Below are 21,640 nucleotides of genomic sequence, written 5' to 3'. Positions count from 1 at the left end.
ATTGATAAACGAGAGGGGTCTATGAAATACACGAAAGAGTTCCTGCGTCAGGTTCCCAAAGTCCTCCTGCACGATCATCTTGACGGAGGTCTTCGCCCGCAGACCGTGATAGATCTGGCGAAGGAGACCAAGTACGACAAACTTCCCACGACGGATCCGGGTGAGTTGGCCGAGTGGTTTTACCGCGGAGCGACCCGGGGGAGCCTTCCGCTCTTCCTCGAAGGATTTGAGCATACGAGCGGTGTAATGCAGACCGAGGAATCGCTGGAGCGGGTGGCGTATGAAATGGTTGAAGACATGAAGAAGGACGGCGTGGTGTACGTGGAGACTAGATTTGCTCCGGTTTTCCACAGGCAAAAAGGACTGCACAATGAAACTGTGGTCCGTTCCGTGCTCAAGGGGCTTGAGCGGGGGAAGAGCGATTTCGGTGTCGACTACGGACTCATTCTCTGTGCGATGCGGAACATGGAGCCGCATTTCTCAGACGAAATCGCCGAGCTTGCGGTGGATTTCCGTGATCGAGGAGTCGTGGGCTTCGACCTCGCGGGTGAGGAAGGGGGCTATCCTCCCAAGAAACACGTTGACGCCTTTCACTACATTCAGCGTGAGAACTTCAATATTACAATCCATGCCGGGGAGGCGTTCGGCAAAGAATCGATCTGGCAGGCCATTCAATGGTGCGGCGCGCATCGCATCGGCCACGCTACCAGGCTGATTGAGGATATGAAGGTGAAGGATGGCGAGGTGCTCAATATGGGTAGATTGGCGCAATACGTCCTCGACAAGCGCCTCCCGCTCGAAATGTGCCTCACCAGCAATGTCCATACCGGTGCGGTCAAGAGCATAAAAGAGCATCCTTTCGGAATCTACTACCGGTATAAGTTCAGAGTGACGCTCAATACGGACGACCGGCTCATGAGCAACATCACGCTGACAGACGAATATCAGACCGCTGCGGACGTTTTCGACCTGAAGCTCGACGATCTCGAAAAACTGACGATCAACGCCATGAAGAGCGCATTCATGCCGTACAAGCGCCGGATCGCCGTTATCTATGACAAGATCAAACCCGGGTTCGCCGCTGCGAGAGAGCGATTGGCGAAGGGAGCTGTCTAGAAGGGAAGAGGGTTGCGTGATTCAGGATCCGACCGCCCGTTCCGTGGAAAGGACACACAATGAATCATCAACACATTCACTGGCTGGGGCACGCGTCGTTCCGGATCGAAGACGGCGCGACGCAGATCTACATTGATCCCTGGAAGTTGAAAGAGAACGTGCCGAAGGCGGACATCATTTTCATCACCCACGCCCATTTCGATCACTTTTCCAAAGAAGATATCTCGAAAATCAGCAAGGCGGAGACCGCATTCCTCGCTCCCAAAGACGTCGCGTACCAGATCAAAGGGACAGTGATTGCTGTTTCTCCGGGCGAGATCTACAACATCGGCGAGCTTAAAATCCGGACGGTTCCTGCATACAACATCGGCAAACAGTTTCATCCGAAACAAAGCAACTGGGTTGGCTATGTGATTGCGTTGTCGACAGGACAGAAGATTTATCACAGCGGCGATTCGGATTTCACGCCCGAGATGAAGAGGGTCGTGACCGACTTTGCTCTCCTGCCGATCGGAGGGACGTATACGATGACTGCCCACGAAGCCGCAGACGCAGCGAACGCCTTCAAACCGCATACAGTTATTCCCATGCATTGGGTGGATGTCGTCGGCGGGTTGCAGGATGCGGAAGAGTTCAAGCGGATTTTCGCGGGCCAGACGGTCATCAAGTCGCCTGAGAGATAGAAGATGAAGCCGGCGCTCCTGGCAGTACTCGCGCTTGTGTTGTTCTCTTCATGTACGTCGACCTATCCCTACATCGTCACGACCGACGAGTGCAATTGTGAACGGTTCGTGTACAAAGATGAGCGCGGAAGGTTCGAAATTGATTTGTCGGCACACTACGTCATTACCGACCGCTTTAACTCCACGATTGGATTTGTGTTCCGCAATAAAAGCCTGGATCCTCTGAACCTGCAGCAAGCCTACTTGAAGGGGACCTCTGTCAACGTCCGCTACCCGTTCAACGACCGGTTCCAGCCTATGCCGTACGTCGTGGTCTCTCCGGGTAGTTCGTATACGATGACGCTTCAGGGGAGTGATACCGAAACAACCGGAAATCCGTGGCTGAAAATAGCGGGGGAAACAATAGTCATCGAGATAAAAGGAATGCTGCTCGGACCCAGGCCGCTGGCCCCCATCGTCCTCGCCTTGAAACCCTACAATCCCAAACTCACCCCGTGACTCTGCAGGCGGGAGCGCCTCTATAAGGAAGTTATTTTTGATGGATGAGGTTCTCGATCCGGGTCTTGTCCCTCCGTCGAATCCTCATCCGTAAGATCACATCATTATCTTCGTAGCTCCTGTCCAGCACTTCCCCGGCTGAGTGGAGCTGGGATATCAGTTTCTGCTGGTCCTGCGGAATTCGCACAAGCTCCTCGACAAATTCGGACTCGAGCAGTTGGAGCACCGCATCCTTCAGTCCCAGGATATTGATACCGCGCGCGGCCGATATGAAAACACTGTTTGGATATTCGGCAGACAACGCCTGAAGAACTGTCCTGTCCGTCAGCAGGTCGATCTTGTTGAACACCAACAGGGTTGGTCTCTCGTCCGCGCCAAGTTCGGCGAGTGTCTCGTTGACCACTTTGATCTGGTCTTCGAATGTCTTGGCCGAAACGTCGATGACGTGGAGCAACAGATCGGCTTCCGTGATCTCTTCCAGTGTGCTCTTGAACGATGCCACGAGATGGTGAGGGAGTTTGCGGATGAACCCGACGGTGTCCGTCATGAGCATCTGATTCGAGGGGCTGAGCTGGACGACGCGCGTGGTCGGATCCAGTGTGGCGAACAGGCGGTCTTCTACGAAAACCTCAGATCCTGACAGAAGATTCAAGAGGGTCGATTTCCCCGCATTGGTGTAACCGACGAGCGCTGCGCGTGTATGATGGAGCCGGCCTTTTCGCTGGGTCACGCGCTGTTGGGCGATACGCTCCAGTTTTTCCTTGAGGTGACTGATGCGTGAGCGGATCATCCGCCGGTCGGTCTCGATCTGCGTTTCACCCGGGCCTTTCGTTCCAATACCGCCGAACTGCTTCGAGAGGTGAGTCCATTGGCGTGTGAGGCGGGGGAGAAAATACTGAAGTTGAGCAAGCTCCACCTGCGTCCTGGCCTCATTCGATTTTGCCCGAGTAACAAAAATGTCAAGAATCAGTCCGCTCCGATCGAGCACCTTGCATTCCAGGATCTTCTCCAGGTTTCTGACCTGCACAGCGTTCAGATCGTCGTCGAAGATGACGAGTTGGATCTTCTGTTCTTCGACCAGTTTCTGGATTTCTTCGACTTTCCCTTTTCCTATGAAGGTCGCAGCGTCGATCCGGTCGCGGTCCTGACTAATGCGGGCGAACACTTCGGCGCCGGCTGTGTCTGCAAGTAACGCCAGCTCGTCAAGGTATTCTTCGGTCTCTTCGCGGCCGACGGCCCGAGTGGAAACGCCGACGAGAATACACCGTTCTTTACCACCTTCTTTTTCCAGTTCTATCATACTATGCCGGTCCGGTTTCTTGTCTGGTGGAGCGTGCAACCAGGAGTTCGATCACCGCAACAATCAGGGCGAGAATCAGAAGATACTTCCAGAGTTCGACGCCAAAGCGTGATTCGAGGACTGTGCGCCCGATCGTGTCACTGTTGCTTGATTCCCGCACCGCGCTTCGATCAATGCCCAGAGCGTCAAGCAGCGAGCTGATTTCGGCGGTTGTTGCTTTTTGTGTCTGTGATTCACGCGAATCCAGGTTCACGACGAATTGTTCAAGTTTTTCTTTTTTCGCAAGAACGGTGTAGATCCCCGGTTGATCCGTTCCGCTGAAACGAAGTGACTGCTGAAATGCCTGAAGAGTCGGCGTCGCGACAACGTCGACCTTCTGCGGGTTGCGAATTGTCCATGTCCCGCTCGTGGCGACACTGCTTCGGACAACGACTTCTGATCCTGGGAGCGCTTCCTCCGGTCGCGCTTGCGCGCGGGCGAGATAGAGTACTGATCGGTGAAGCAACGGGACAAAAATGCCCTTGAGCGGAAGATCAGACCAGTCTGTCGTTGGCGGCACGGCGAAGAGAAAGATCCGTCCTGTGCCGAGTCGCTGTTCAGCGAGAAATGGTGCACCATTCGTCAAGGCGATGACCGGGTTGGACTGAGGAGTCAACGCGAATCGGGCCGATGTACGGACGCGCGGAGACTCCATGCGAATCGCCGCAGCCGATCCTCCTGCCGAAGAGCCTGCCGGGGGCTGCCCTCTTCTTGATTCGAACATGCCTTCGAAGAGCGGGTGCTGCAGTTCCACTTTTCCGAATTCGAGGTACGACCCGCTTTCTGCCGTTGGCTTGGACGGACGGTCGATTCCTGTCAGCGACGGAATGGACAATCCCGCTCCCATCAACGCGTTGAACGTGACAGGATCAATTCCCGTTCCCGGAAAGAGGACGAGCCCGCCGCCGCTCCTGACGAACGCGGAGAGTTCGGATACCTGACCCGCGGAGAATCCGACCGATGTGCAAAGAACGATGACGTCTGCGCGTTTGATTTCAACGGAACTCATCCGGTCTGCTGTAACCTCGTTGAGCACCAATGCCGACTCCGATGCCGACGTCCGTGTCGAGAGCGCCAGCAAGGGGAAACGGGTTTCGCCGGCCCCTCCGACGACGAGAGCGCGAATTCTTTCCGGAATTTTCAAAACGAAATACCTCCGGTTGTCATACTGGAAATCATCCTCTTCCGTTTCCACAAAGCCCTCGATGTACCCGGTGGCGCTCGCAGCCACAGAAAACTCGAGAGGAAGGACGGAGCGTTGAGGAATGTCGATACTGCGCTCTGCAACGCGTGTCCCGTTCAAGAAAACGCTGACCACGTGATCCTGCACGTTATTGCCTGAGTAGTTGCCCACCCGGGCCTGGACAGTGAATGGCTTGTCCTTTTCGAAAATCGAGGAAGGGATCGCAACCGATTCGATTCCGAAATTCTGTATTTCCCGCTTTCCGAGCGGGACAAGGAAGAAGCGAACTTCTGGAGCGAACAGTTTTTCCTTCGCCGCCGATCCAACCAGTTCGTTTCGGATCACCCCTTGCTGAAAGTCAGAGAAAACATATACCTCTTTGTTGAAATTGCGCGTGCCCGCAAGCATCCTGGCCGCAACACGAATTCCGTCTTCAAGCGACCCGCGTTGCGCGGATGACTTGATCTCGTTCAGGCTCTTGGCGAGGAGGCTGAAATCACGAATGGCATTCTCGTTGGTTCCTTGCGGCCCGGTGAGGGACGAGAGAGGAAGGACGAAGATTTCATCCCCCTCTTTGAACACATGCACGACGTTGTTCGCTGCCTGCTTGGCCTGTTTCAGGAGCTCCCCCTGGTCGTCGCTCACCGTCATGCTGAACGAGTCATCGATGATAAATACCGCGGTCGTTCTGGTATGGCTCCCAATATTCCCGATCAGGGATCCGCGCAATGTTGGACGCGCAAACGCGAAAACAATCAAGAGGACGAGCAGCGTCCGGAGAATCAGAAGGAGAAGCTGCCGGAGTTTCAAACGCCGTATACTGCTCTTCTGAAGTTCTTTGAGGAACGAAAGAGTGCTGAATTCGATCGTGCGCAGTCTTCGCAGATTCAGGAGGTGCAGCAGGATCGGGATCGCCGCGGCGAGAAGTCCAAAAAGAGCAAGGGGATTAAGGAATGTCATTGAGCGGTACTACCGGGCTCTGAGTGGATTCGGGGAATCGCGACAATATGTCTTGAGAAAACTCCGTGAAAGGACTGACAGGCTGCGCTTACAACATAACTTGAAGATGAGCGAAAATCAAGCAATGGAGTGGCCCTTCGCTGAGCCTTCACGCGCTCACGTGGTTCGTTGCAATTCCTTCCGGATTTCGGTACTTTCACGTTGCTATGACGAAGAGCCGACATACATTCATGAAGCGAAGGTGCCCGTTCGCTTTGCTGGCTGCGCTCGTGATGATGATCGCGGAACCATCGCAGGCGCAGTCTGTGAGAACAACAAAGAAGATCGAACCGGAGTTCAGCCGGACCGTTCCGCTTCTTCCGAATTTTCTCCCCTATAAATCCGTACAACGTCCGAAGATCGCCGTTGTGCTTAGCGGAGGGGGAGCTCGAGGCGTCTCCAGCATCGGTGTTCTGAAAGTTCTCGAGCAGGCCGAGATCCCGATCGACCTCATTGTCGGGACCAGCATCGGGAGCATTCTTGGCGGATTGTACGCTTCAGGCTACTCTATCGACCAACTCAGGCAAATGGTGGACACGACAAACTGGGCGGATGTGCTGAGTTTCAATGACGATGCCAGAAGGTCGGATTTGTTTCTCGATCAGAAAATCGCCGAAGATCGCAGTGTCCTGACCGTTCGATTCCAGGGGCTTGAGCCCATTCTGCCTCAATCGCTCTCGACCGGCCAGCGGCTCACGAACTACCTGAATTTACTGGTTCTCCAGGGAATCTATCATCCCTATCCGAGCTTCGACGACTTGCGCATTCCTTTCAGAGCGGTCACGACAGATCTCGTTTCCGGGAAGGCCGTTGTACTGGACCGTGGAGATCTCACAGAGGCACTTCGGGCAAGCACGTCTGTTCCGCTTCTCTTCAGTCCCGTTCCCCGCGACTCCGCCAGGCTGCTGGATGGCGGACTCGTTTCAAATATTCCGGTGGATGCTGCCCGGAACTGGGGAGCTGATCTTATTATCGCAGTCGATGTCACGAGCCCGCTCAGGCCGGCAGCCCGGCTCAACGCCGCGTGGGAGATTGCAGACCAGATTCTCGGCATAACGATGCAAGCCGCCAACAAGCAGCAGCTCGCTGACGCCAATGTCATTATCAGACCGAATCTCGGGGCGCATCTTTCAGACGACTTCACCAACCTGGATTCGCTCATCGCGGCAGGCGAAGCATCGACCAAGCTGGTCCTGGACTCTCTGAGGGCAAAGATTGCTCACATGGCTGCTGATGCAGCGAACCGACGTCCCTATCAGACCGTCTTCCGTAATACCCATTTTAAGTTTGACGCCCTGAGTCTGGATCAGGAATGGATTGTGCCGGTCATGGGCCTGGCGCGCGGATCTGAAGTCTCAGAACAGGCACTGCAGGCTCTGGTCAACGCGATGTATCAGTCCGGTGATTTTGAAGACGTTCATATCGATGTGGGTATTGATTCGGGAGCGACGACTCTGCAATTGATCGCTGTCCAGACCCCTGTGGTTCGATCGGTCGAAATCACAGGGAACAGGCTCGTCGGACTTGACACACTGAAGGGGGTATTCCGACCGTTGCTGGCTCATCGCCTCAATTTTCACCAGAGTCGGAAGGCGATTGAAAATGTGCTGTCGGTCTATCGTGATCGCGGGTATTCGCTGGCAAGAATCCGCGAGGCGATGCTTGATCGGTCCTCGGGTGTCGCGACCGTACGCATCGATGAAGGCATCGTCTACCGCCGGGACATCAGAGGGACGACGAAGACGAAAGACTATGTGATCTGGCGAGAGCTTCCCTGGAATGAACAGGAGGTTTTTCAGGTGCGGGAGATCGCGCAGGGAATCTCCAATCTGTACGGTACCAATCTGTTCGAGCAGGTGTCGATCGATGTTCGGCAGGAAGGCTCAGAGAATGAACACCAGGTCGTATTGATCAACGTGCGGGAGCGAAGCACGGAACTTATCCGGCTTGGGATGAGGATCGATGGCGAACGGGGTATCCAGCCGTCCGTTGATGTGCGTGACGAGAACCTGTTCGGTGCGGGGGCAGATCTGGGTTTTCGGGCTTTTGGAGGAGCACGGAACCGGAGCTTCGTGGCGGAGTTCAAAGCGACGCGCATCTTCAGTTCATACCTGACGCTCGGGGTCAAAGGGTACTACACTCTTCACGACGTGAATGTGTACGGCGATGATGCGCAGAACACGCTCAGTCAATGGAACCGCATACGTGTCGGTGAATATCGCGAGCTCAGACAGGGAGCCTCAGCCACATTTGGAACCCAGCTGGAACGGCTGGGGACGGTCACAGTCGAAGGAAGGTTGGAGAATCTGCGCGTCTGGAGCTTTTTCGGTGAGCACTTTGCGACGCAGAGTTACAAAATTGGAGCGCTCCGTTTTGGAGTGAAGGTGGATAACCAGGACCGCTATCCGTATCCGCGGAAGGGTGTGCTCATGGATTTTTCGTACGAGTCTGCTGTCATCCCGGCCACCGGAGGTACGGGATACACGAAGATGTCCTTCTCGTACGATTGGTACCAAACATATGGTCGCAGCACGCTTCACCCGCGCGTCCGGTTCGGTTTTGCAGACGAGACGCTGCCGATTACAGAGCAGTTTTCTCTGGGGGGGCAGGAGAGCTTCTTCGGGCTTCGCGAGGAGAACAGCCGGGGCCGGCAGCTTCTTGTGGCCAGCCTCGAGTACCGGTATCACAGTCCCGTGAAACTCTTTTTCGAAACACATCTCTTCGCCCGCTACGATTTTGGTTCGATCTGGCCGGCGCCCGCTGCCGTACGCCTTGTCGACCTTCGCCATGGGGTCGGTATCGGAGTGGCGCTTGACACTCCCGTTGGACCAGTCCAGTTTTCGCTTGGCCAGAGTTTCTTCGTCAGAAAAGAATTCCTGGATACTCCAATCAGTCGCGGCCCGTTGCTGGGCTATTTCAGCATAGGGTACGCATTCTAGATTCTGCAACGAATCGAACGGATTGCCGTAAGACCTGAAAGACCCATCCCGCAAAGGTCAGAAATGAAAAATCCTGTCTCGTCGATTTCTCCACGCGCTACACGCTCACTCTATACTATGGCAGCCCTCGCCGTGCTGCTCCTGACTTTGATCCACGCTCTGAATATCATGGTGTTCAAGGCGACGAGCAACGACCAGTGTGGTTGGCTCGTCAGGGAGAAAGGACTGCCCGGCCTTCTCATCACGCAGGTTGTCCCTGGCGGGGTGGCAGATCAGGCCGGGGTTCGGGACGGTGACGTGCTCCTCGCTATCAACGGCCAGCGTTTCATGTATGGCAAGGACGCGATGGTGATCATCAACGCCATCAAACGGAACGATTATGCTGAGTACCTGATCGAACGGAATGGCACGACCTTCACCACGAACGTGCAGGTGCTCAAAGTCTTCGATATCAACTACCTGTCGAACTTCCTCCTCGGATTTGGTTTTCTGGTGGTCGGCTATATCGTCGTCATGACCCGGCCGCAAGGAGTGACGCAGAGGATCTTCGGACGTTTCGGGATCCTCGCGATGCTGTTCCTTGGGCTGTCACAGTTTGATCTCACAGGAGCGACACCGCTGGCATACTACACGTATGCTTCTGCGTTCGTGATAGCATGGATTTTTGCTCTTCCCACCTTCCCGCTTTTCTTTCTCCGCTTCCCGGTCTACCGGAAAGTATTTGATTCCGTCTGGCTCAGGGGAGCGTTGTACTCCTTCGCCGTTCTCACGGTCATACCGAATGCGTTGCGACTATTCTTCGGATGGAATGGTATGCTTCCGCCATACTTATCCACCATAGTCAGCTATACCCCTGTCGCATTCTTCATCGGCGGGATGGTGATCTTCGCTGTGACGTATTTCACCCGGGTTGATCCAGCGCGACGGAAGCAGATCCGCCCCATCCTCATCGGCGTCCTGACCGTCATCCTGGCTGTGGTGTATGCCAATGTGATGCGAGCCTTCAATCAGTTCATCCTGTTCACGACGCCCGTGCTTCTTCTGCCGGTGTTGCTCATTGTACTCTTACCATGTGCGCTCGGCTATTCAATCTTCAAGTACCGGCTGATGGATATCGACCTCGTTGTCAAGAGAAGTCTCTTGTATGCAGTGGTGACGGGGATGCTGGCCGGGTTGTACCTGCTGCTCGTCTATCTCTTCAGCTCCGCGATGTCCTACGCCCTCGGGACGGATGAGAGTCAGGTTGGCAATCTGATCGCTTTCGTCATCCTTGCGTTCGCATTCGATCCGCTCAAACGGAAAGCGCAGGACTGGATTGACAGATTTTTCTATCAGGAACGATACAACTATCAGCGCGCTCTGCTCGAATTCAGCCAGGAACTTCCGAGCAAGATGCACCTTGATGAGATCCTGAATTCGATCATCTCAAGAATTTCCACAACGATGCACGTTGAGAAGGTGGCTGTCGTTCTGTGTGATGATCAGGAGGGATGCTCGTGCGCTTCGAAAAATATTTCTGAAGCCGACTGCAGGTTCGGCAGGGAGCCGGATGGACTGCTTGCCGCTTTGCGTGAGACCAGAACGCCTCGTTCATTCGCGTTGCTTGCAACCGAGCCTGAATATTATGCGATCAATGCAAGCGACAAGGAAAAGCTCGCCAGATCCGGTGTCGTACTCTCCGTCCCGATGTATCTCCAGGATCGTCTGATCGGAGCCCTGAACGTCGGAACCAAGATGTCGGGCAAGGTCTATTCACAGGAGGACTTCGATCTTCTTTCGACGGTGGCGGGGCAGGCCGCGATCGCGGTCGAAAACGCACGGCTCCACAAGTCCGAGATTGCAAAGCAGCGTATCGAGGAGGAGCTTGCGCTGGCGCGTACCATTCAGCAGGGACTTCTTCCAAAAGCCAATCCTGCATTGAAAGGGCTTGAGGTTTCAGGTGTCTCAATCCCGGCCATGACGGTTGGCGGTGATTACTTCGACTATATCGAGCTCGGTCCGGGGAAACTCCTGGTGGTGGTTGGCGACGTCTCCGGAAAAGGAGTCTCCGCCGCATTGTACATGTCCAAGATCCAGGGGATGATTCAGGTCATTGCGCCGATGTATGAGAACCCGAAGGAGATGCTGATCCAGGTGAACAGGCGCATCTATGAAAGCCTCGAACGCAGGTCGTTCATCACCATGATCCTCGCCTTGTTCGATACGCAACGAAAGGAAGTCTCCATTTGCAGGGCAGGACACAACAGGGCTTTGATCGGTGTCAATGGCGCGCTGGAATATCTTCGTGGAGGAGGGATCGGTCTTGGGCTGGAACGGGGACCGATCTTTGAGCAGGAGCTGGAACAGATTACACGCCCGCTTCTGCCGAACGGCATCTTTGTGTTCTACTCGGACGGGTTGACCGAAGCGATGAATGGGCGGAAGGCGCTTTTTGGCGAAGAGACCGTCTTCGATATCGTCAAAGCGAAGCGAGCTCTTACTGCGGAGCAGATTCAGCACACGATCCTGACTTCCGTGGAAGAATTCCGTGGTGCAGAAGAACAGAATGACGATCTGACTGTTGTGGTCGTGAAGTCAACTGTCGGGGCGGCGCTCCAGGCTGATGCCGCATGATTTCTTCCCATTGTGGTTCCTGGTGAGCGCTTTCTCGCGGATTGCTTTTTCGGGAAATCTCCCTATATTCCCAACGTAGCAAGTACCGGAATTTCACTGACCAAGACAGAATAGCCATGACAACGAAAGCACCTGCTCAGATCGAGCCGTATCCACCGGAAGCACTGGAAAAGATCGCCCACAACGCTGTTGCCACAATCCCTACACAGGAGCCCAACGATCGCCACAGGCTCGGATACAACGTTTGGATGTGGCTGGTTGACAGGAAGGGAACGCTCGAGCAGGCTGTTCGGGCCGCCGGTTCCCGGATGCATCTTCCGACGGAAGAAGTCGTGAAGATTGTATCGTTTCAGTTGAAGCAACAAGGGATAGAACTACCATAGTGGTTGGTTCGCCGCCCGCGCTGTTCAGCGTGTCAGCCCCAGATGAATTTCGACCTCAATTCACTCCTGTATTCTTTTATTCCGCTCTTCGTCGCGATCGATGTGCTCGGCATCGTCCCCGTCTTCCTGTCGCTCACGACCAGAATGAACCGGCCGGAGAAGCACACCCTCATCACGCAGGCGACTCTCACGGCACTTGCTGTGTCGGTTCTCTTCGTGTTTGGCGGACGACTGATCTTCAATTTCCTGGGCATCACGGAAAATGATTTTCGCGTTGGGGGCGGCATCGTGCTTCTCGTCCTCGCGGTCACCGACCTTCTCTTTCCTCCTTCGAAACAGCGGAGTCCCGAATCATCGGCTGGTGTTGTGCCGATCGGTATTCCGCTCATCGTTGGTCCCGCTGCGCTGACGACGATACTCATCCTCGTTGATTCCAAGGGGTACGTCGTGACGATTCTCTCGCTGTTGGCGAATCTGTTGATCGTCTGGATTGTCTTCCGGTATTCTGAAGTTATTGTGAGACTGATGGGGGAGGCGGGCTCAAAGGCGGTCGCAAAAGTTGCGGCTCTCTTCATGGCAGGAATCGCTGTGATGATGATCCGGGTCGGACTCTCGGGGATGATCAAGGGTATGTGATTGTCGGTGTTCACTGATGAGAGGAGTCTCAGAATGGATTTCGGTCTGCGAAACAAAGTGGCTCTTGTCGCTGCGGCGAGCCGGGGATTGGGAAAGGCATCAGCGCTCTCTCTGGCCCAGGAGGGGGCTCGTCTCGTGATCTGCTCCCGCAATGAGCAGAGCATCAACAGGACCGCGGAAGAAATCAGAGCGAAAACCGGTGCCATAGTTCTTCCGGTTGTGGCAGACGTGAGCATTGAAGCGGACGTGACGCGGTTCGTTCAGGCGGCCATCAACGAATTTGGAACTGTGCATGTCATGGTCAACAACGCCGGCGGGCCGCCAACCGGGCACGTCCTCAATGTGACGGATGAAGAATGGGCGAAAGGCGTTCAACTGACTTTGATGAGCGTCATCAGGTTCATCAGGGCCGTTCTGCCGTCGATGGAGAATCAACACTGGGGGAGGATCATCAGCATCGTGTCGATCGCAGCGAAGCAGCCGATCAACGAGTTGCTCATTTCGTCGACACTTCGCCCCGGCATTCTGGGGTTGACGAAGGTGTTGTCAAACCAGTACGCCAAGGACAACATCACCGTCAATACGATTTGCCCCGGGTTGATTCTCACGAAGCGCCAGGAGGAACTCAGTGTCTCGCGGGCTGCAGATAAGAAAATGACGTTGGAGGAATACCTGTCGGAAAGTGCTCGGGCAATACCGGCTGGCCGGCTTGGCCGGGCTGAGGAAATCGGTGATGTTGTTGCGTTCCTTGCGTCAGAAAAGGCAAGCTACATCAACGGAGTGAATCTGTTGGTCGATGGAGGAGCGACCCGGGGGATACATTAGAATTGTCGGTTGTCGATTGCAGATTTTCGATTGTGGGTTCCTTGCTGGAGTAGCTCGATAGTTGTCCTATCCGATCCGGGCATAATCGAGGAACGAAAAGCCCGGATACTCCTCTTTCGATGCCAGTTGGAAGAGGGAGCCGACAAGATGTTCGTAGGGGGGAAAAAAAGTGTCGCCATCGATTTCCTGATCCACCAGCGTTAAGCGCAGCTCGTCAGCCGACAAGAGAAGCTGGGCAAAGATCTGACCTCCGCCAATTACGTAGACCTCTCCCTCGTTTTGCAGCACTTCGAGCGCCCCGCTGATCGTTGGAAATGTCTCCACCCCCTCAATGCTCCTGGATGTAAGAACCACGTTGCGCCGGTTTGTAAGCGGAGAGCTCAACGTCTCGTAGGTCCCGCGCCCCATCAACACCACATGTCCCAGCGTCTGTTTCTTGAAGCGTTGCATGTCCTCCGGGATGTCCCAGGGTACGGCGCGGTCTTTTCCGATGACTCGGCTTCTCGTAAGGGCGGCAATGAGGATGAGTTTCATGGGGGCGAGCAAACCTTCCAGGCAACCTTCCGAACGTTCGTCTGAATGTCCGTGCTACCTTCGGAAGGTTCAAGGGTAGGTGCACCTTCGAAAGGTGCGCGGGTGCTCAGGTGCGCGTGGGGCCTATTTCCAGGGAACCGGGATATTCAGCAACATCAGCTTCTCTTCGAGGTCTTCCCGTTCGCGGTTTCGTTTGATCTCATGGCCGGGAGGGGGGAGAAGACCGAATTTCACGGCCAACTCGCGCGCTTGTTCCGGTCTGCCCAGCTGAATAGCCCGAATGACATCGATTTCCAGCCGCGTGAGTGATGAACCCCGCACCTTGTAGTCCGTGAAAGCTTCCCACACGATCGGGCACCAGCGCCGCACAATTTCGTTGCCGATGACGTTTGCGTAGGAGCGGATTTCGAACTGAGCATGGCTGTCCATGCGGAGTAGCAGAAAGTGGAGCAGGTTGTGCAGGTCGATTTTCCAGTACGCTTCGGTGTAGGTCGAAAGAGGAAGATCTTTGCGTGCCTGCTCACGCGCTATTCCCTTTTCCACGCGTTCGTTGTACACCTTCCGGGCAAAATCCTGGAGTTCTTGTTCCTGCTGGGTAAGCTGCGCTCCGAGGAGAGAATCCACGAACCCTTCGCTTCCCTGCTTGTTGTCCTTTGATTGCTGACGCCATTCGTACGGAGGCGTTTTCTGTGTGGCATCAACCGCGATGGAATACCGAGTGGAATACTCGTTGATGTTTGCCGTCCGGTGTCTGATCCACTGCCGCCAGCAATCCATCGGCACGCGCAGGTGCAGCTTGATCTCACACATCTCGAACGGCGTAGTATGTGAATGGCGAAGGAGGTAGCGGATCAGTCCGCGGTCCTCGTTCACCTTTTTGGTCCCCTTCCCGTACGACACCCGTGCCGCCTGGACGACCGATTCGTCGGAACCCATGTAGTCGACCACACGCACAAATCCGTCGTCGAGCACCTTGAATGGTACTCCCAGGACTTCGTCCAGTGACTCGACCAGCGGCCGCTCCAGTTTCTCTGCTTTCTGCTCCATAGTTCTCTTCGGTTCGTTGAGTAGAGAGTTATTTCATTTGATCGGCGAGGGGGAACGACGGCGCAATGTCCGTCGGGACATCAGAGAGCTTCTCCAGCACCGCCTTCATCTCAGGCCGTATGACAACATACTTGTCAAACAAGGCCTTCGCTTTCTCATAACTTCCTTCGGCCTGGATTGTCATGATGTCTCCCGTCAGCCTCTGCGACGCGTCCTTCATCGCTGCGATATTGACCTTGAAGGTCCCGCTCGCAGCGTCATAGACAATCGCACCCAGGTCCATGAGGTAGTTGAACTGCAACACCATGCCCTTCCCGTGCGCATCGTTGATGCCGAAACGAACGGAACGGAATGTGCCGGCCAGGTAGGTGATATACATCGGTTCTTCAACCGACTTCGCAACAACGCCTTTGTCGATCAGATACTGGAGCGCAAAAAGCCCTGCGATATCGGCTTTTGCTTCCTCGAGCGCGGAACCGAGGTCCTTCATTTGCTGCCTGACCGTGGTTTGTTTGCCGTTCACCGCGATTGTGTGCGGCCCGAGTCCATGCATGAGCTCATGAGCGAGGATGTGCGTGAAGAATGGTTCGAATGCGATCTTCGATTGCTGGGAAGCGTCCACGGCGATGCGCGCAATAGGCACCAGCACATTCTTAAATTTCGCCTCCTGCACGTTTCGGAGCATGACCCGTTTGCTCCCTTTTTCGCGGGTTATGCGTTCATCGTTTGGCAGATTGAAGGCAGCTGTCTGGACTCCGGCGCGGGCCTCGCCTCCCACCAGTACTTCGTCAACGACACGAATGGGGGCCGATGCGCCGAGCTTCGGATTGCGATACTTTGGATTGATCGGGAGATTGTTCTCGACATCCTGGAGATGCTTGGAGAAGGTGGCGAGTTTGTTCGTTTCCCCGTCGTTTCGAAGTGTGATGAATGACTCGAATGCCGCTTTGTAGTTGAAGAGATCGTCCATGTACACTTCATACGGCCCGATAGTCGGTTCGAGCGGGCTATCCAGGTCCATCCATGCCACGTCGCTTCCATAGTAGTCGTTGCTGAGGAAAGCGTCGCCGCGTTTGGAAAGGAAGCTCTTCAGCGAGGCGTTTGTCGTCAGCGCGGCCGCTTCGTGGAGAAGTTTCGCAGCCGGTTCCAGGAAATCTCTGTACTCCTCGTTGAACGGGACAAGTGCGAGCTTGCGGTCCGCGTCGCGATGGACGGTATAAAAGAACCCGGTTGCCTTCTGTTTCTCAGCATCGGGGAGCTTCTCGACCCAGGCGTTGAATTCCTCTTTGGTCATGTCTTCTGGATAGAAGTTTGCTCCGCCCGGCCGCGGGGGGGCACCCTCGATAAACGGTGCGTCGTGGTCGAGGACAGACCACGGGTTCATATTGATATTGAAGTACTCCAGACGCAGGGCCCCCTCGGGGGTCTTGTCGGCTTCGAGTTTCGAGCGGAGTGTTTCGTTTCCGCTCCAGACCTGGCGGGTGTAAAGCCTGTCGAGAATTCTCGATGCCTCGAAGAGCTTCACGAGGGCTTTCTTGTCACCATCCGAAAGCTTCGATACGTCTGCCGTAATCTCAACCGGTGTGAACCGCCTGATCTTCGCCTCGAGGTCTTTTGTTGTCTTTGTGTCCATTTCGTTCTTTTTGCATCCAACAATGAGGAGTGGAATAGCAATAAGCAGTAAACTTCTGCGCAGAGAAACCATGGTAAGCTCCAAAAGGATACGGATGTGCACGTTAGAGGAAGCGCGCGCGGGCAATTCGAAGGTACATCTTATAGTATGGAGAATCAAGCAACTCTGATCAGGGGGCCGGCTGCTGTTGCGTCAGACAATGCAGCGTGCCGAATCCGAGCACGAGATCGACGGCATGAATTCCGACCACGGGTCGGTCTGTGAAGAGCTCCGAAAGAGTGCCGAGCGCGATGCGGTCGTTCGGATCATTGAACGTTGGGACGATGACCGCCGCATTCGAGATGTAGAAATTCGCGTAGCTTGCCGGGAGACGCATCGTATCATAGTAAAGAGGGGCGGGCGTGGGCAGTGGAACAACCTGTATCTTCGATCCATTCTCCAACTTCATCCCTTCCAGCCGTTCTCGATTTTCGTGGAGCGGCCGGTAGTTCACATCCTTGGGATTAGATTCCTGTATGAGGACGACCGTCGCTGGATTGACGAACCGGCACAGATCGTCCACATGACCGTGCGTGTCGTCGCCGACGATCCCGTCGCCGAGCCAGAGAACATTCGTTACTCCGAGGTTGTCGCGAAGGGCCTGTTCCACTTCTTCCTTCCCGAAGCCAGGGTTGCGTACCTGAACAGTCTTGTGCAGAAGGCATTCCTCGGTCGTCAGTACCGTCCCGCGTCCATTGACGTCGATGCTTCCGCCTTCGAGGACAAAATCCTTGTCGCCTATCTTCGCATCGATCAAAGGAACGCCGAGTTTCTTCGCGGCCTTCGGCGGGACAGCGTCGTCCTTCTTCCAATCGGGATAGCGAGCCCAGGCTGTGAAGCGGAACCGCGCAATTGCCACATCGTCCGGCTTCTTGTTGCTTGTGACGAAGATGGGACCGAAATCACGCGTCCAGCCGCGGTTGGTCGGGTAATTGAAGAACTCGATTTGGCCAAGGTTGACGCCGGCTCGAGTGAGAACGCGCTTCGCCTGCTGCTGAACCCGGGTCGTCGCTATGATCCGGACAATTTCACCCGCGGAAATTCTCTTTGCCATTTCCCCGAAGACCCAGGGAATGGGCGAGAATTTACCTGGCCAGTCGGTCTTGTTGTGCGGCCAGCCAAGCCAGGTCGCCTCGTGGTTTTCCCATTCGGCGGGCATATGATAACCCAGTGCCGCAGGAGTCTTTCCTCTTGTGTTCATCGAGCTTTCTTCCTTGGAGCTTGGTCAAGAAAACGTTGTGTGATCCCGCCATACATATCGATTCTCCGGTCGCGAAGAAAAGGCCAGTTTCGGCGGATATCCTCGAGATGAACAAGGTCCACCTCGCTGATCAGAATTTCCTCTTTGTCGATCCCGGCTTCTGCAAGAACAACACCCTGAGGATCAGCGATGAAGGTAGTGCCCCAGAATTCAATTCCAGCGGTTTTTTTGTTCGGTTTCTCATGACCGATTCTGTTCACCGCGGCCACGTAGATTCCGTTGGCTATCGCATGACCCCGCTGCACCGTTTGCCACGCATCGCGCTGGACTTTCCAATGCTGTTTCTTTTCGTGCGGATGCCAGCCGATCGCAGTCGGGTAGAACAGAATCGAAGCTCCCTGCAATGCAGACAACCGGGCTCCTTCCGGGTACCATTGATCCCAGCAAATGAGCGTGCTGATCCGTCCCACTCGCGTATCGAATGCCTGAAAACCGAGATCACCCGGTGTGAAATAAAACTTCTCGTAGTATGACGGATCGTCGGGGATGTGCATCTTGCGGTAGAGTCCGACCATCTCGCCGCTCGCGTCGATGATTGCGGCGCTGTTGTGGTAGATACCGGCCGCTCTTCGCTCAAAAAGGGGAGCGATCAGTACGACCTTGAGCTTCTTCGCCAGCTTTGAGAGCGTCTGGGTCGTTGGTCCGGGGATCGGTTCTGCAAGATCGAACAACGCAGCGTCTTCGGTCTGACAGAAATAGGGGGAAAGAAACAGCTCGGGCAGGCAGACAACATGCGCGCCTCCGTCAGCCGCTTCCTCGATTCCTGCAATCGCCTTCCTGAGGTTCTTGTCCGGATCGGACCCCAAAGCCATCTGAATCAACCCAACGCTGAATTTCTTTGGGACGGGCATGGTATCAACACCGATTGGTGAAAAATGTGAGGACAAAAGTACCGCTATATGCTTTGAGAATCAAGACAGCGGGAACGAGAAGATATGGACGAGATCGGATATTCGTTTAGCCGGCCGCACTCCTTGACAAAGATACCAATACTTGCGATAATGGTGACAATTCGATGACAATGGAATTCAACAAGCGCACATACCTGATCTTGCTGTTCATGGTCGCCCTCTGGTGCGGAGGAATCCTTCTTGCTCCCGCGTTCAGCACCGCTCTTCCGGGCGCCTCGACGCTTCTCTATTCGTTCTATTCCCCGATTTGTCATCAGATCGACGCGCGATCGTTCCACCTGTTTGGTGAGAAGATTGGTGTGTGTTCCCGTTGTTCCGCGATCTACTTCGGATTCCTGCTTTCGATGGTTCTGTATCCGTACGCTCGTGGGTTGCAGGCGCCGGCATTCCCGGCGAAGCACTGGATCGCTCTCGCGATTGTTCCGATGCTCATCGATGTGCTCATCAATGTGACGGGGATCCACGTGAGCACGCTCCTGACCAGAGCGATGACAGGTCTGCTGTTCGGCTTCGTCCTGCCTTTCTATCTACTTCCCCCTCTGCTGGAGGGCATTGCACAACTTCGAGATCAATACTTAGCACGAGGAGGTTTCTTCTATGCTCGAAAAACCGAATAAGATCCGAACCGCTCTCATCAGCGGCGTCGCGATTGGCGTTGTCGCCGCCATCCCGGGTCTCAGCCTGATCAACTGTTGCTGCTGTGTCGGTGTGTGGCTTGGCGGAATGTTGGCGATCTATCTGTACAAACAGGAGTTCACGGAAGGGATGCCACCGCTGGAATCCTCGGATGCGCTGATGCTTGGATTGATGGCGGGGGTTGTGGGCGCTTTCGTCGCCACATTGATCAACGTGTTGATCCATGTAGTATTTGGTCCGGTCGAAGCCGAGCTCGTCAGGTCGATTGCAGGAAAATTGCTGGATCGGCTGTCTGAGCAGGGAAGCCTGCCATCGGACGCGGTTGAAAATCTGAAAGAACAGATCGAACAGTCCGTCAAGGACTCGGGTCGCATGTCGAATGTCTTCGGCGGGTTGTTCATTACGCTGATTGTCTATCCTATCTTCACAATACTTGGGGCCCTTCTTGGGTATACATTGTTCCGTCCGAAGACGCCTCCGCACACAACGCAGGCATAACGTCATGAAAACCCGATATCTCTCCTTGTGGTTATTGTGCAGTGTCATTGGTATCAACTCTGCAATTGCTCAGAACGGGATAGCAGATGTCCGCAAGGTCCTTATGGACCAGGTGAAAGCCTGGAACGATGGAAGCGTTGAAGGATACATGAAGGGGTACTGGAATTCCGACAGCACGACGTTTGTCAGCGGTGGAACCGTGACACGCGGTTATCGCGGGGTTCTTGCGCGATACAAGAAGGGATATGACACGCGGGAAAAAATGGGTAAGCTGGAATTCACAGAGTTGAGCATCCGGAACATCGCGAGCGACATCGTTATTGCCACCGGAGGCTGGCAGCTTACGAGGGCACAAGACCAACCGGGAGGCCGATTCACGCTCGTCCTCGAGAGGAAGCCGGAGGGTTGGCGCATCGTCTACGACCACACATCATCTGCAAAATGAACAACACGCAAGGGGCGATTCGAGAATCGCCCCTTGACGTTCTACCTGGCAAGCAAATCCATCACTGCGGCAGCCGTTGCTTTCATGCCCGCCCGAATCGTGGGCTCTGGCAGAGGAGTAAATTGGCTTGAGTGAAGGGAAGGGAGAGGAATTCCGTCCTTCCTGCTCCTTTCCACTTTTGCCGGGTCGATCGCTCCCAGCCAGAAGATGCACAGCGGAATCTTGTCATCAAGGCTGTAGGCCCCGAAATCCTCCCCACCCATAACGGGTTCCACCTTCAACACCTTTTCTTTTCCCAGCGCTGATTCGAACGACCGCGCAACTCGTTTCGTAAACTCCGGGTTGTTATACGTCGAGGCGGTAAATTCGCTCTCATCAATTCGTATGACCGGCATCCTGTCGGAAGGTACGCCTGCCGCCAAGGCGATGCCGCGGGCAATCCGCTCGATGGATGCGAGGATCTTTTTCCGAACGTCTTCTTTGTAGGCACGGACGGTAATCTGCAGACGGACCTCGTCCGGAATAATGTTATGCTTCGTTCCGCCGTGGATCGAGCCGACTGTCACGACGGCCGGATCAAGCGGTGAGTTTTCTCTGCTCACGATCGTCTGAAGAGCGAGGACGATTTCGGAAGCGATGACGACGGGATCTTTTGTCGATTGCGGATATGCACCATGTCCGCCGACGCCGCGAACCAGGATGTCAACGGAAGTAACGCTCGCAAGCGTGAACCCTTCACAAACTCCCACAGTTCCGGCATCCATCGTCGCATTATCGTGAAGCGCGAGAATGAAATCAGGCTTTGGGAAGCGGGTGTATAATCCTCCATTGAGCATCGCGTGCGCTCCGGCGCCCCGCTCCTCGCACGGTTGACCGATCATGATCACCGTTCCCTTCCAGCGGTCCTTGAGCTGACTCAGGAGCGTCGCGGTGCCGAGGAACGACGTCATGTGAATGTCGTGACCGCACGCGTGCATCACCGATACATCCTGCCCGGCGTCGTCTTTCGTTGTAACAGTGCTGGCGTAGGGAAGTCCGGTTCGTTCCGCAATGGGCAGTCCGTCGAGGTCGGTCCGGACCATGACTGCCGGGCCATCGCCGTTCTTCATCACGGCAACGAGTCCGTAACTGACGCGTCTCGCGTCTTCGTACTTCCCCACCCGTTCCGTCACCTCGAAGCCGAGCCGTCGGAGTTCCTTTGCCATAAATTCGGATGTTTTCTCTTCATGATAGGAAATCTCCGGATTGCTGTGAAGGTAACGGTATGTCTCGAGCAGCTTCGGCAGTTCGCGATCAACGATGCCATCCATGGATTGCCGGGCATGGAGCGAGACAATTGTCACCGAGAGAAAAAGGAGTATGCGTGCAGCGTTGGCGATTCTCATATAACTCCCGCGCATGGTGGATGAAATCAAGGAAGGT

The 21,640-nt window shown here is 55.0% G+C and carries 19 protein-coding genes; 11 read left to right on the top strand and 8 right to left on the bottom strand.

Annotation, left to right across the window (positions count from 1 at the left end; genetic code table 11):
* Positions 1 to 21 precede the first annotated feature (21 nt).
* The 3 genes from NTU47_12890 to NTU47_12880 are packed head-to-tail and all read left to right on the top strand — an operon-like array spanning position 22 to position 2,297.
* Entirely contained in the window at positions 22 to 1,116 is a 1,095-nt protein-coding gene (locus NTU47_12890) for an adenosine deaminase (GenBank protein MCX6134703.1), read from the top strand.
* A gap of 59 nt (positions 1,117 to 1,175) precedes the next feature.
* Positions 1,176 to 1,799: an MBL fold metallo-hydrolase gene (locus tag NTU47_12885; protein ID MCX6134702.1), complete on the top strand. Its 624-nt coding sequence runs from the start codon at positions 1,176 to 1,178 to the stop codon at positions 1,797 to 1,799.
* Between the two features lie 3 nt (positions 1,800 to 1,802).
* Positions 1,803 to 2,297 (top strand): hypothetical protein, encoded by a 495-nt coding sequence (locus NTU47_12880; protein ID MCX6134701.1) that lies wholly within the window; start codon positions 1,803 to 1,805, stop codon positions 2,295 to 2,297.
* A 31-nt stretch (positions 2,298 to 2,328) separates the two neighbouring features.
* Here NTU47_12880 and hflX read toward each other — a convergent pair whose 3' ends face one another.
* Together hflX and NTU47_12870 are read right to left on the bottom strand one after the other, a co-directional pair.
* Positions 2,329 to 3,597 (bottom strand): GTPase HflX, encoded by a 1,269-nt coding sequence (gene hflX, locus NTU47_12875; protein ID MCX6134700.1) that lies wholly within the window; start codon positions 3,595 to 3,597, stop codon positions 2,329 to 2,331.
* 1 nt (position 3,598) lies between these two features.
* Positions 3,599 to 5,779, bottom strand: coding sequence for a VWA domain-containing protein (locus NTU47_12870; GenBank protein ID MCX6134699.1), 2,181 nt, complete (start codon positions 5,777 to 5,779; stop codon positions 3,599 to 3,601).
* 230 nt (positions 5,780 to 6,009) lie between these two features.
* Here NTU47_12870 and NTU47_12865 point away from each other — a divergent pair, with 230 nt between their 5' ends.
* From NTU47_12865 to NTU47_12845, 5 genes are all read left to right on the top strand, one after another.
* Complete coding sequence (locus tag NTU47_12865) at positions 6,010 to 8,757, top strand: patatin-like phospholipase family protein (protein MCX6134698.1); 2,748 nt, start codon at positions 6,010 to 6,012, stop codon at positions 8,755 to 8,757.
* Positions 8,758 to 8,820: 63 nt separating this feature from the next.
* Positions 8,821 to 11,370, top strand: a complete 2,550-nt coding sequence (locus NTU47_12860; GenBank protein ID MCX6134697.1) for a SpoIIE family protein phosphatase — start codon at positions 8,821 to 8,823, stop codon at positions 11,368 to 11,370.
* Positions 11,371 to 11,486: 116 nt separating this feature from the next.
* The gene (locus tag NTU47_12855) at positions 11,487 to 11,753 is read left to right on the top strand and encodes a hypothetical protein (GenBank protein ID MCX6134696.1); all 267 of its coding nucleotides are present in this window, start codon (positions 11,487 to 11,489) and stop codon (positions 11,751 to 11,753) included.
* A gap of 42 nt (positions 11,754 to 11,795) precedes the next feature.
* On the top strand, positions 11,796 to 12,389 hold the full coding sequence (locus NTU47_12850) for a MarC family protein (protein MCX6134695.1): 594 nt from the start codon (positions 11,796 to 11,798) through the stop codon (positions 12,387 to 12,389).
* 33 nt (positions 12,390 to 12,422) lie between these two features.
* On the top strand, positions 12,423 to 13,214 hold the full coding sequence (locus NTU47_12845; protein ID MCX6134694.1) for an SDR family oxidoreductase: 792 nt from the start codon (positions 12,423 to 12,425) through the stop codon (positions 13,212 to 13,214).
* Positions 13,215 to 13,280: 66 nt separating this feature from the next.
* On the opposite strand, the gene NTU47_12840 is transcribed toward NTU47_12845, so the two are convergent.
* The 5 genes from NTU47_12840 to NTU47_12820 all read right to left on the bottom strand — a co-directional run bounded on the left by NTU47_12840 (position 13,281) and on the right by NTU47_12820 (position 18,579).
* Positions 13,281 to 13,748 carry a dihydrofolate reductase gene (locus tag NTU47_12840; protein MCX6134693.1) on the bottom strand — a complete coding sequence of 156 codons (468 nt, stop codon included), beginning with the start codon at positions 13,746 to 13,748 and terminating at the stop codon, positions 13,281 to 13,283.
* Between the two features lie 123 nt (positions 13,749 to 13,871).
* Entirely contained in the window at positions 13,872 to 14,795 is a 924-nt protein-coding gene (thyX, locus tag NTU47_12835) for an FAD-dependent thymidylate synthase (protein MCX6134692.1), read from the bottom strand.
* A 28-nt stretch (positions 14,796 to 14,823) separates the two neighbouring features.
* The gene (locus NTU47_12830; GenBank protein MCX6134691.1) at positions 14,824 to 16,428 is read right to left on the bottom strand and encodes a peptidase; all 1,605 of its coding nucleotides are present in this window, start codon (positions 16,426 to 16,428) and stop codon (positions 14,824 to 14,826) included.
* A gap of 169 nt (positions 16,429 to 16,597) precedes the next feature.
* Positions 16,598 to 17,668 (bottom strand): agmatine deiminase family protein, encoded by a 1,071-nt coding sequence (locus NTU47_12825; protein MCX6134690.1) that lies wholly within the window; start codon positions 17,666 to 17,668, stop codon positions 16,598 to 16,600.
* Entirely contained in the window at positions 17,665 to 18,579 is a 915-nt protein-coding gene (locus tag NTU47_12820; protein ID MCX6134689.1) for a carbon-nitrogen hydrolase, read from the bottom strand. Before NTU47_12820 ends, NTU47_12825 begins: the two co-directional genes overlap by 4 nt.
* Before the next feature lie 164 nt (positions 18,580 to 18,743).
* Between NTU47_12820 and NTU47_12815 the strand changes: the two genes are divergently transcribed.
* The 3 genes from NTU47_12815 to NTU47_12805 are packed head-to-tail and all read left to right on the top strand — an operon-like array spanning position 18,744 to position 20,218.
* Entirely contained in the window at positions 18,744 to 19,256 is a 513-nt protein-coding gene (locus tag NTU47_12815) for a DUF2085 domain-containing protein (GenBank protein MCX6134688.1), read from the top strand.
* Positions 19,237 to 19,773: a hypothetical protein gene (locus NTU47_12810; protein ID MCX6134687.1), complete on the top strand. Its 537-nt coding sequence runs from the start codon at positions 19,237 to 19,239 to the stop codon at positions 19,771 to 19,773. The genes NTU47_12815 and NTU47_12810 overlap by 20 nt, the downstream gene beginning before the upstream one ends.
* A gap of 4 nt (positions 19,774 to 19,777) precedes the next feature.
* On the top strand, positions 19,778 to 20,218 hold the full coding sequence (locus NTU47_12805) for a nuclear transport factor 2 family protein (protein ID MCX6134686.1): 441 nt from the start codon (positions 19,778 to 19,780) through the stop codon (positions 20,216 to 20,218).
* A gap of 41 nt (positions 20,219 to 20,259) precedes the next feature.
* Here the strand turns inward: NTU47_12805 and NTU47_12800 are convergent, their stop codons facing one another.
* Entirely contained in the window at positions 20,260 to 21,603 is a 1,344-nt protein-coding gene (locus NTU47_12800) for an amidohydrolase (protein MCX6134685.1), read from the bottom strand.
* Between the last annotated feature and the right edge of the window lie 37 nt (positions 21,604 to 21,640).

This window comes from Ignavibacteriales bacterium (genome assembly GCA_026390595.1).
Lineage (GTDB): Bacteria > Bacteroidota > Ignavibacteria > UBA10030 > UBA10030 > UBA9647.
The sequence above is the reverse complement of the archived record's forward strand: the minus strand, read 5'-3'. Positions and strand labels throughout refer to the sequence as shown.

Bases quoted from the DNA above. Each gene is read 5' to 3' on its own strand.
- NTU47_12890 (MCX6134703.1), top strand. From the start codon at position 22: ATGAAATACACGAAAGAGTTCCTGCGTCAGGTTCCCAAAGTCCTCCTG.
- NTU47_12885 (MCX6134702.1), top strand. From the start codon at position 1,176: ATGAATCATCAACACATTCACTGGCTGGGGCACGCGTCGTTCCGGATC.
- NTU47_12880 (MCX6134701.1), top strand. From the start codon at position 1,803: ATGAAGCCGGCGCTCCTGGCAGTACTCGCGCTTGTGTTGTTCTCTTCA.
- hflX (MCX6134700.1), bottom strand. From the start codon at position 3,597: ATGATAGAACTGGAAAAAGAAGGTGGTAAAGAACGGTGTATTCTCGTC.
- NTU47_12870 (MCX6134699.1), bottom strand. From the start codon at position 5,779: ATGACATTCCTTAATCCCCTTGCTCTTTTTGGACTTCTCGCCGCGGCG.
- NTU47_12865 (MCX6134698.1), top strand. From the start codon at position 6,010: ATGAAGCGAAGGTGCCCGTTCGCTTTGCTGGCTGCGCTCGTGATGATG.
- NTU47_12860 (MCX6134697.1), top strand. From the start codon at position 8,821: ATGAAAAATCCTGTCTCGTCGATTTCTCCACGCGCTACACGCTCACTC.
- NTU47_12855 (MCX6134696.1), top strand. From the start codon at position 11,487: ATGACAACGAAAGCACCTGCTCAGATCGAGCCGTATCCACCGGAAGCA.
- NTU47_12850 (MCX6134695.1), top strand. From the start codon at position 11,796: ATGAATTTCGACCTCAATTCACTCCTGTATTCTTTTATTCCGCTCTTC.
- NTU47_12845 (MCX6134694.1), top strand. From the start codon at position 12,423: ATGGATTTCGGTCTGCGAAACAAAGTGGCTCTTGTCGCTGCGGCGAGC.
- NTU47_12840 (MCX6134693.1), bottom strand. From the start codon at position 13,748: ATGAAACTCATCCTCATTGCCGCCCTTACGAGAAGCCGAGTCATCGGA.
- thyX (MCX6134692.1), bottom strand. From the start codon at position 14,795: ATGGAGCAGAAAGCAGAGAAACTGGAGCGGCCGCTGGTCGAGTCACTG.
- NTU47_12830 (MCX6134691.1), bottom strand. From the start codon at position 16,428: ATGGACACAAAGACAACAAAAGACCTCGAGGCGAAGATCAGGCGGTTC.
- NTU47_12825 (MCX6134690.1), bottom strand. From the start codon at position 17,668: ATGAACACAAGAGGAAAGACTCCTGCGGCACTGGGTTATCATATGCCC.
- NTU47_12820 (MCX6134689.1), bottom strand. From the start codon at position 18,579: ATGCCCGTCCCAAAGAAATTCAGCGTTGGGTTGATTCAGATGGCTTTG.
- NTU47_12815 (MCX6134688.1), top strand. From the start codon at position 18,744: ATGACAATGGAATTCAACAAGCGCACATACCTGATCTTGCTGTTCATG.
- NTU47_12810 (MCX6134687.1), top strand. From the start codon at position 19,237: ATGCTCGAAAAACCGAATAAGATCCGAACCGCTCTCATCAGCGGCGTC.
- NTU47_12805 (MCX6134686.1), top strand. From the start codon at position 19,778: ATGAAAACCCGATATCTCTCCTTGTGGTTATTGTGCAGTGTCATTGGT.
- NTU47_12800 (MCX6134685.1), bottom strand. From the start codon at position 21,603: ATGAGAATCGCCAACGCTGCACGCATACTCCTTTTTCTCTCGGTGACA.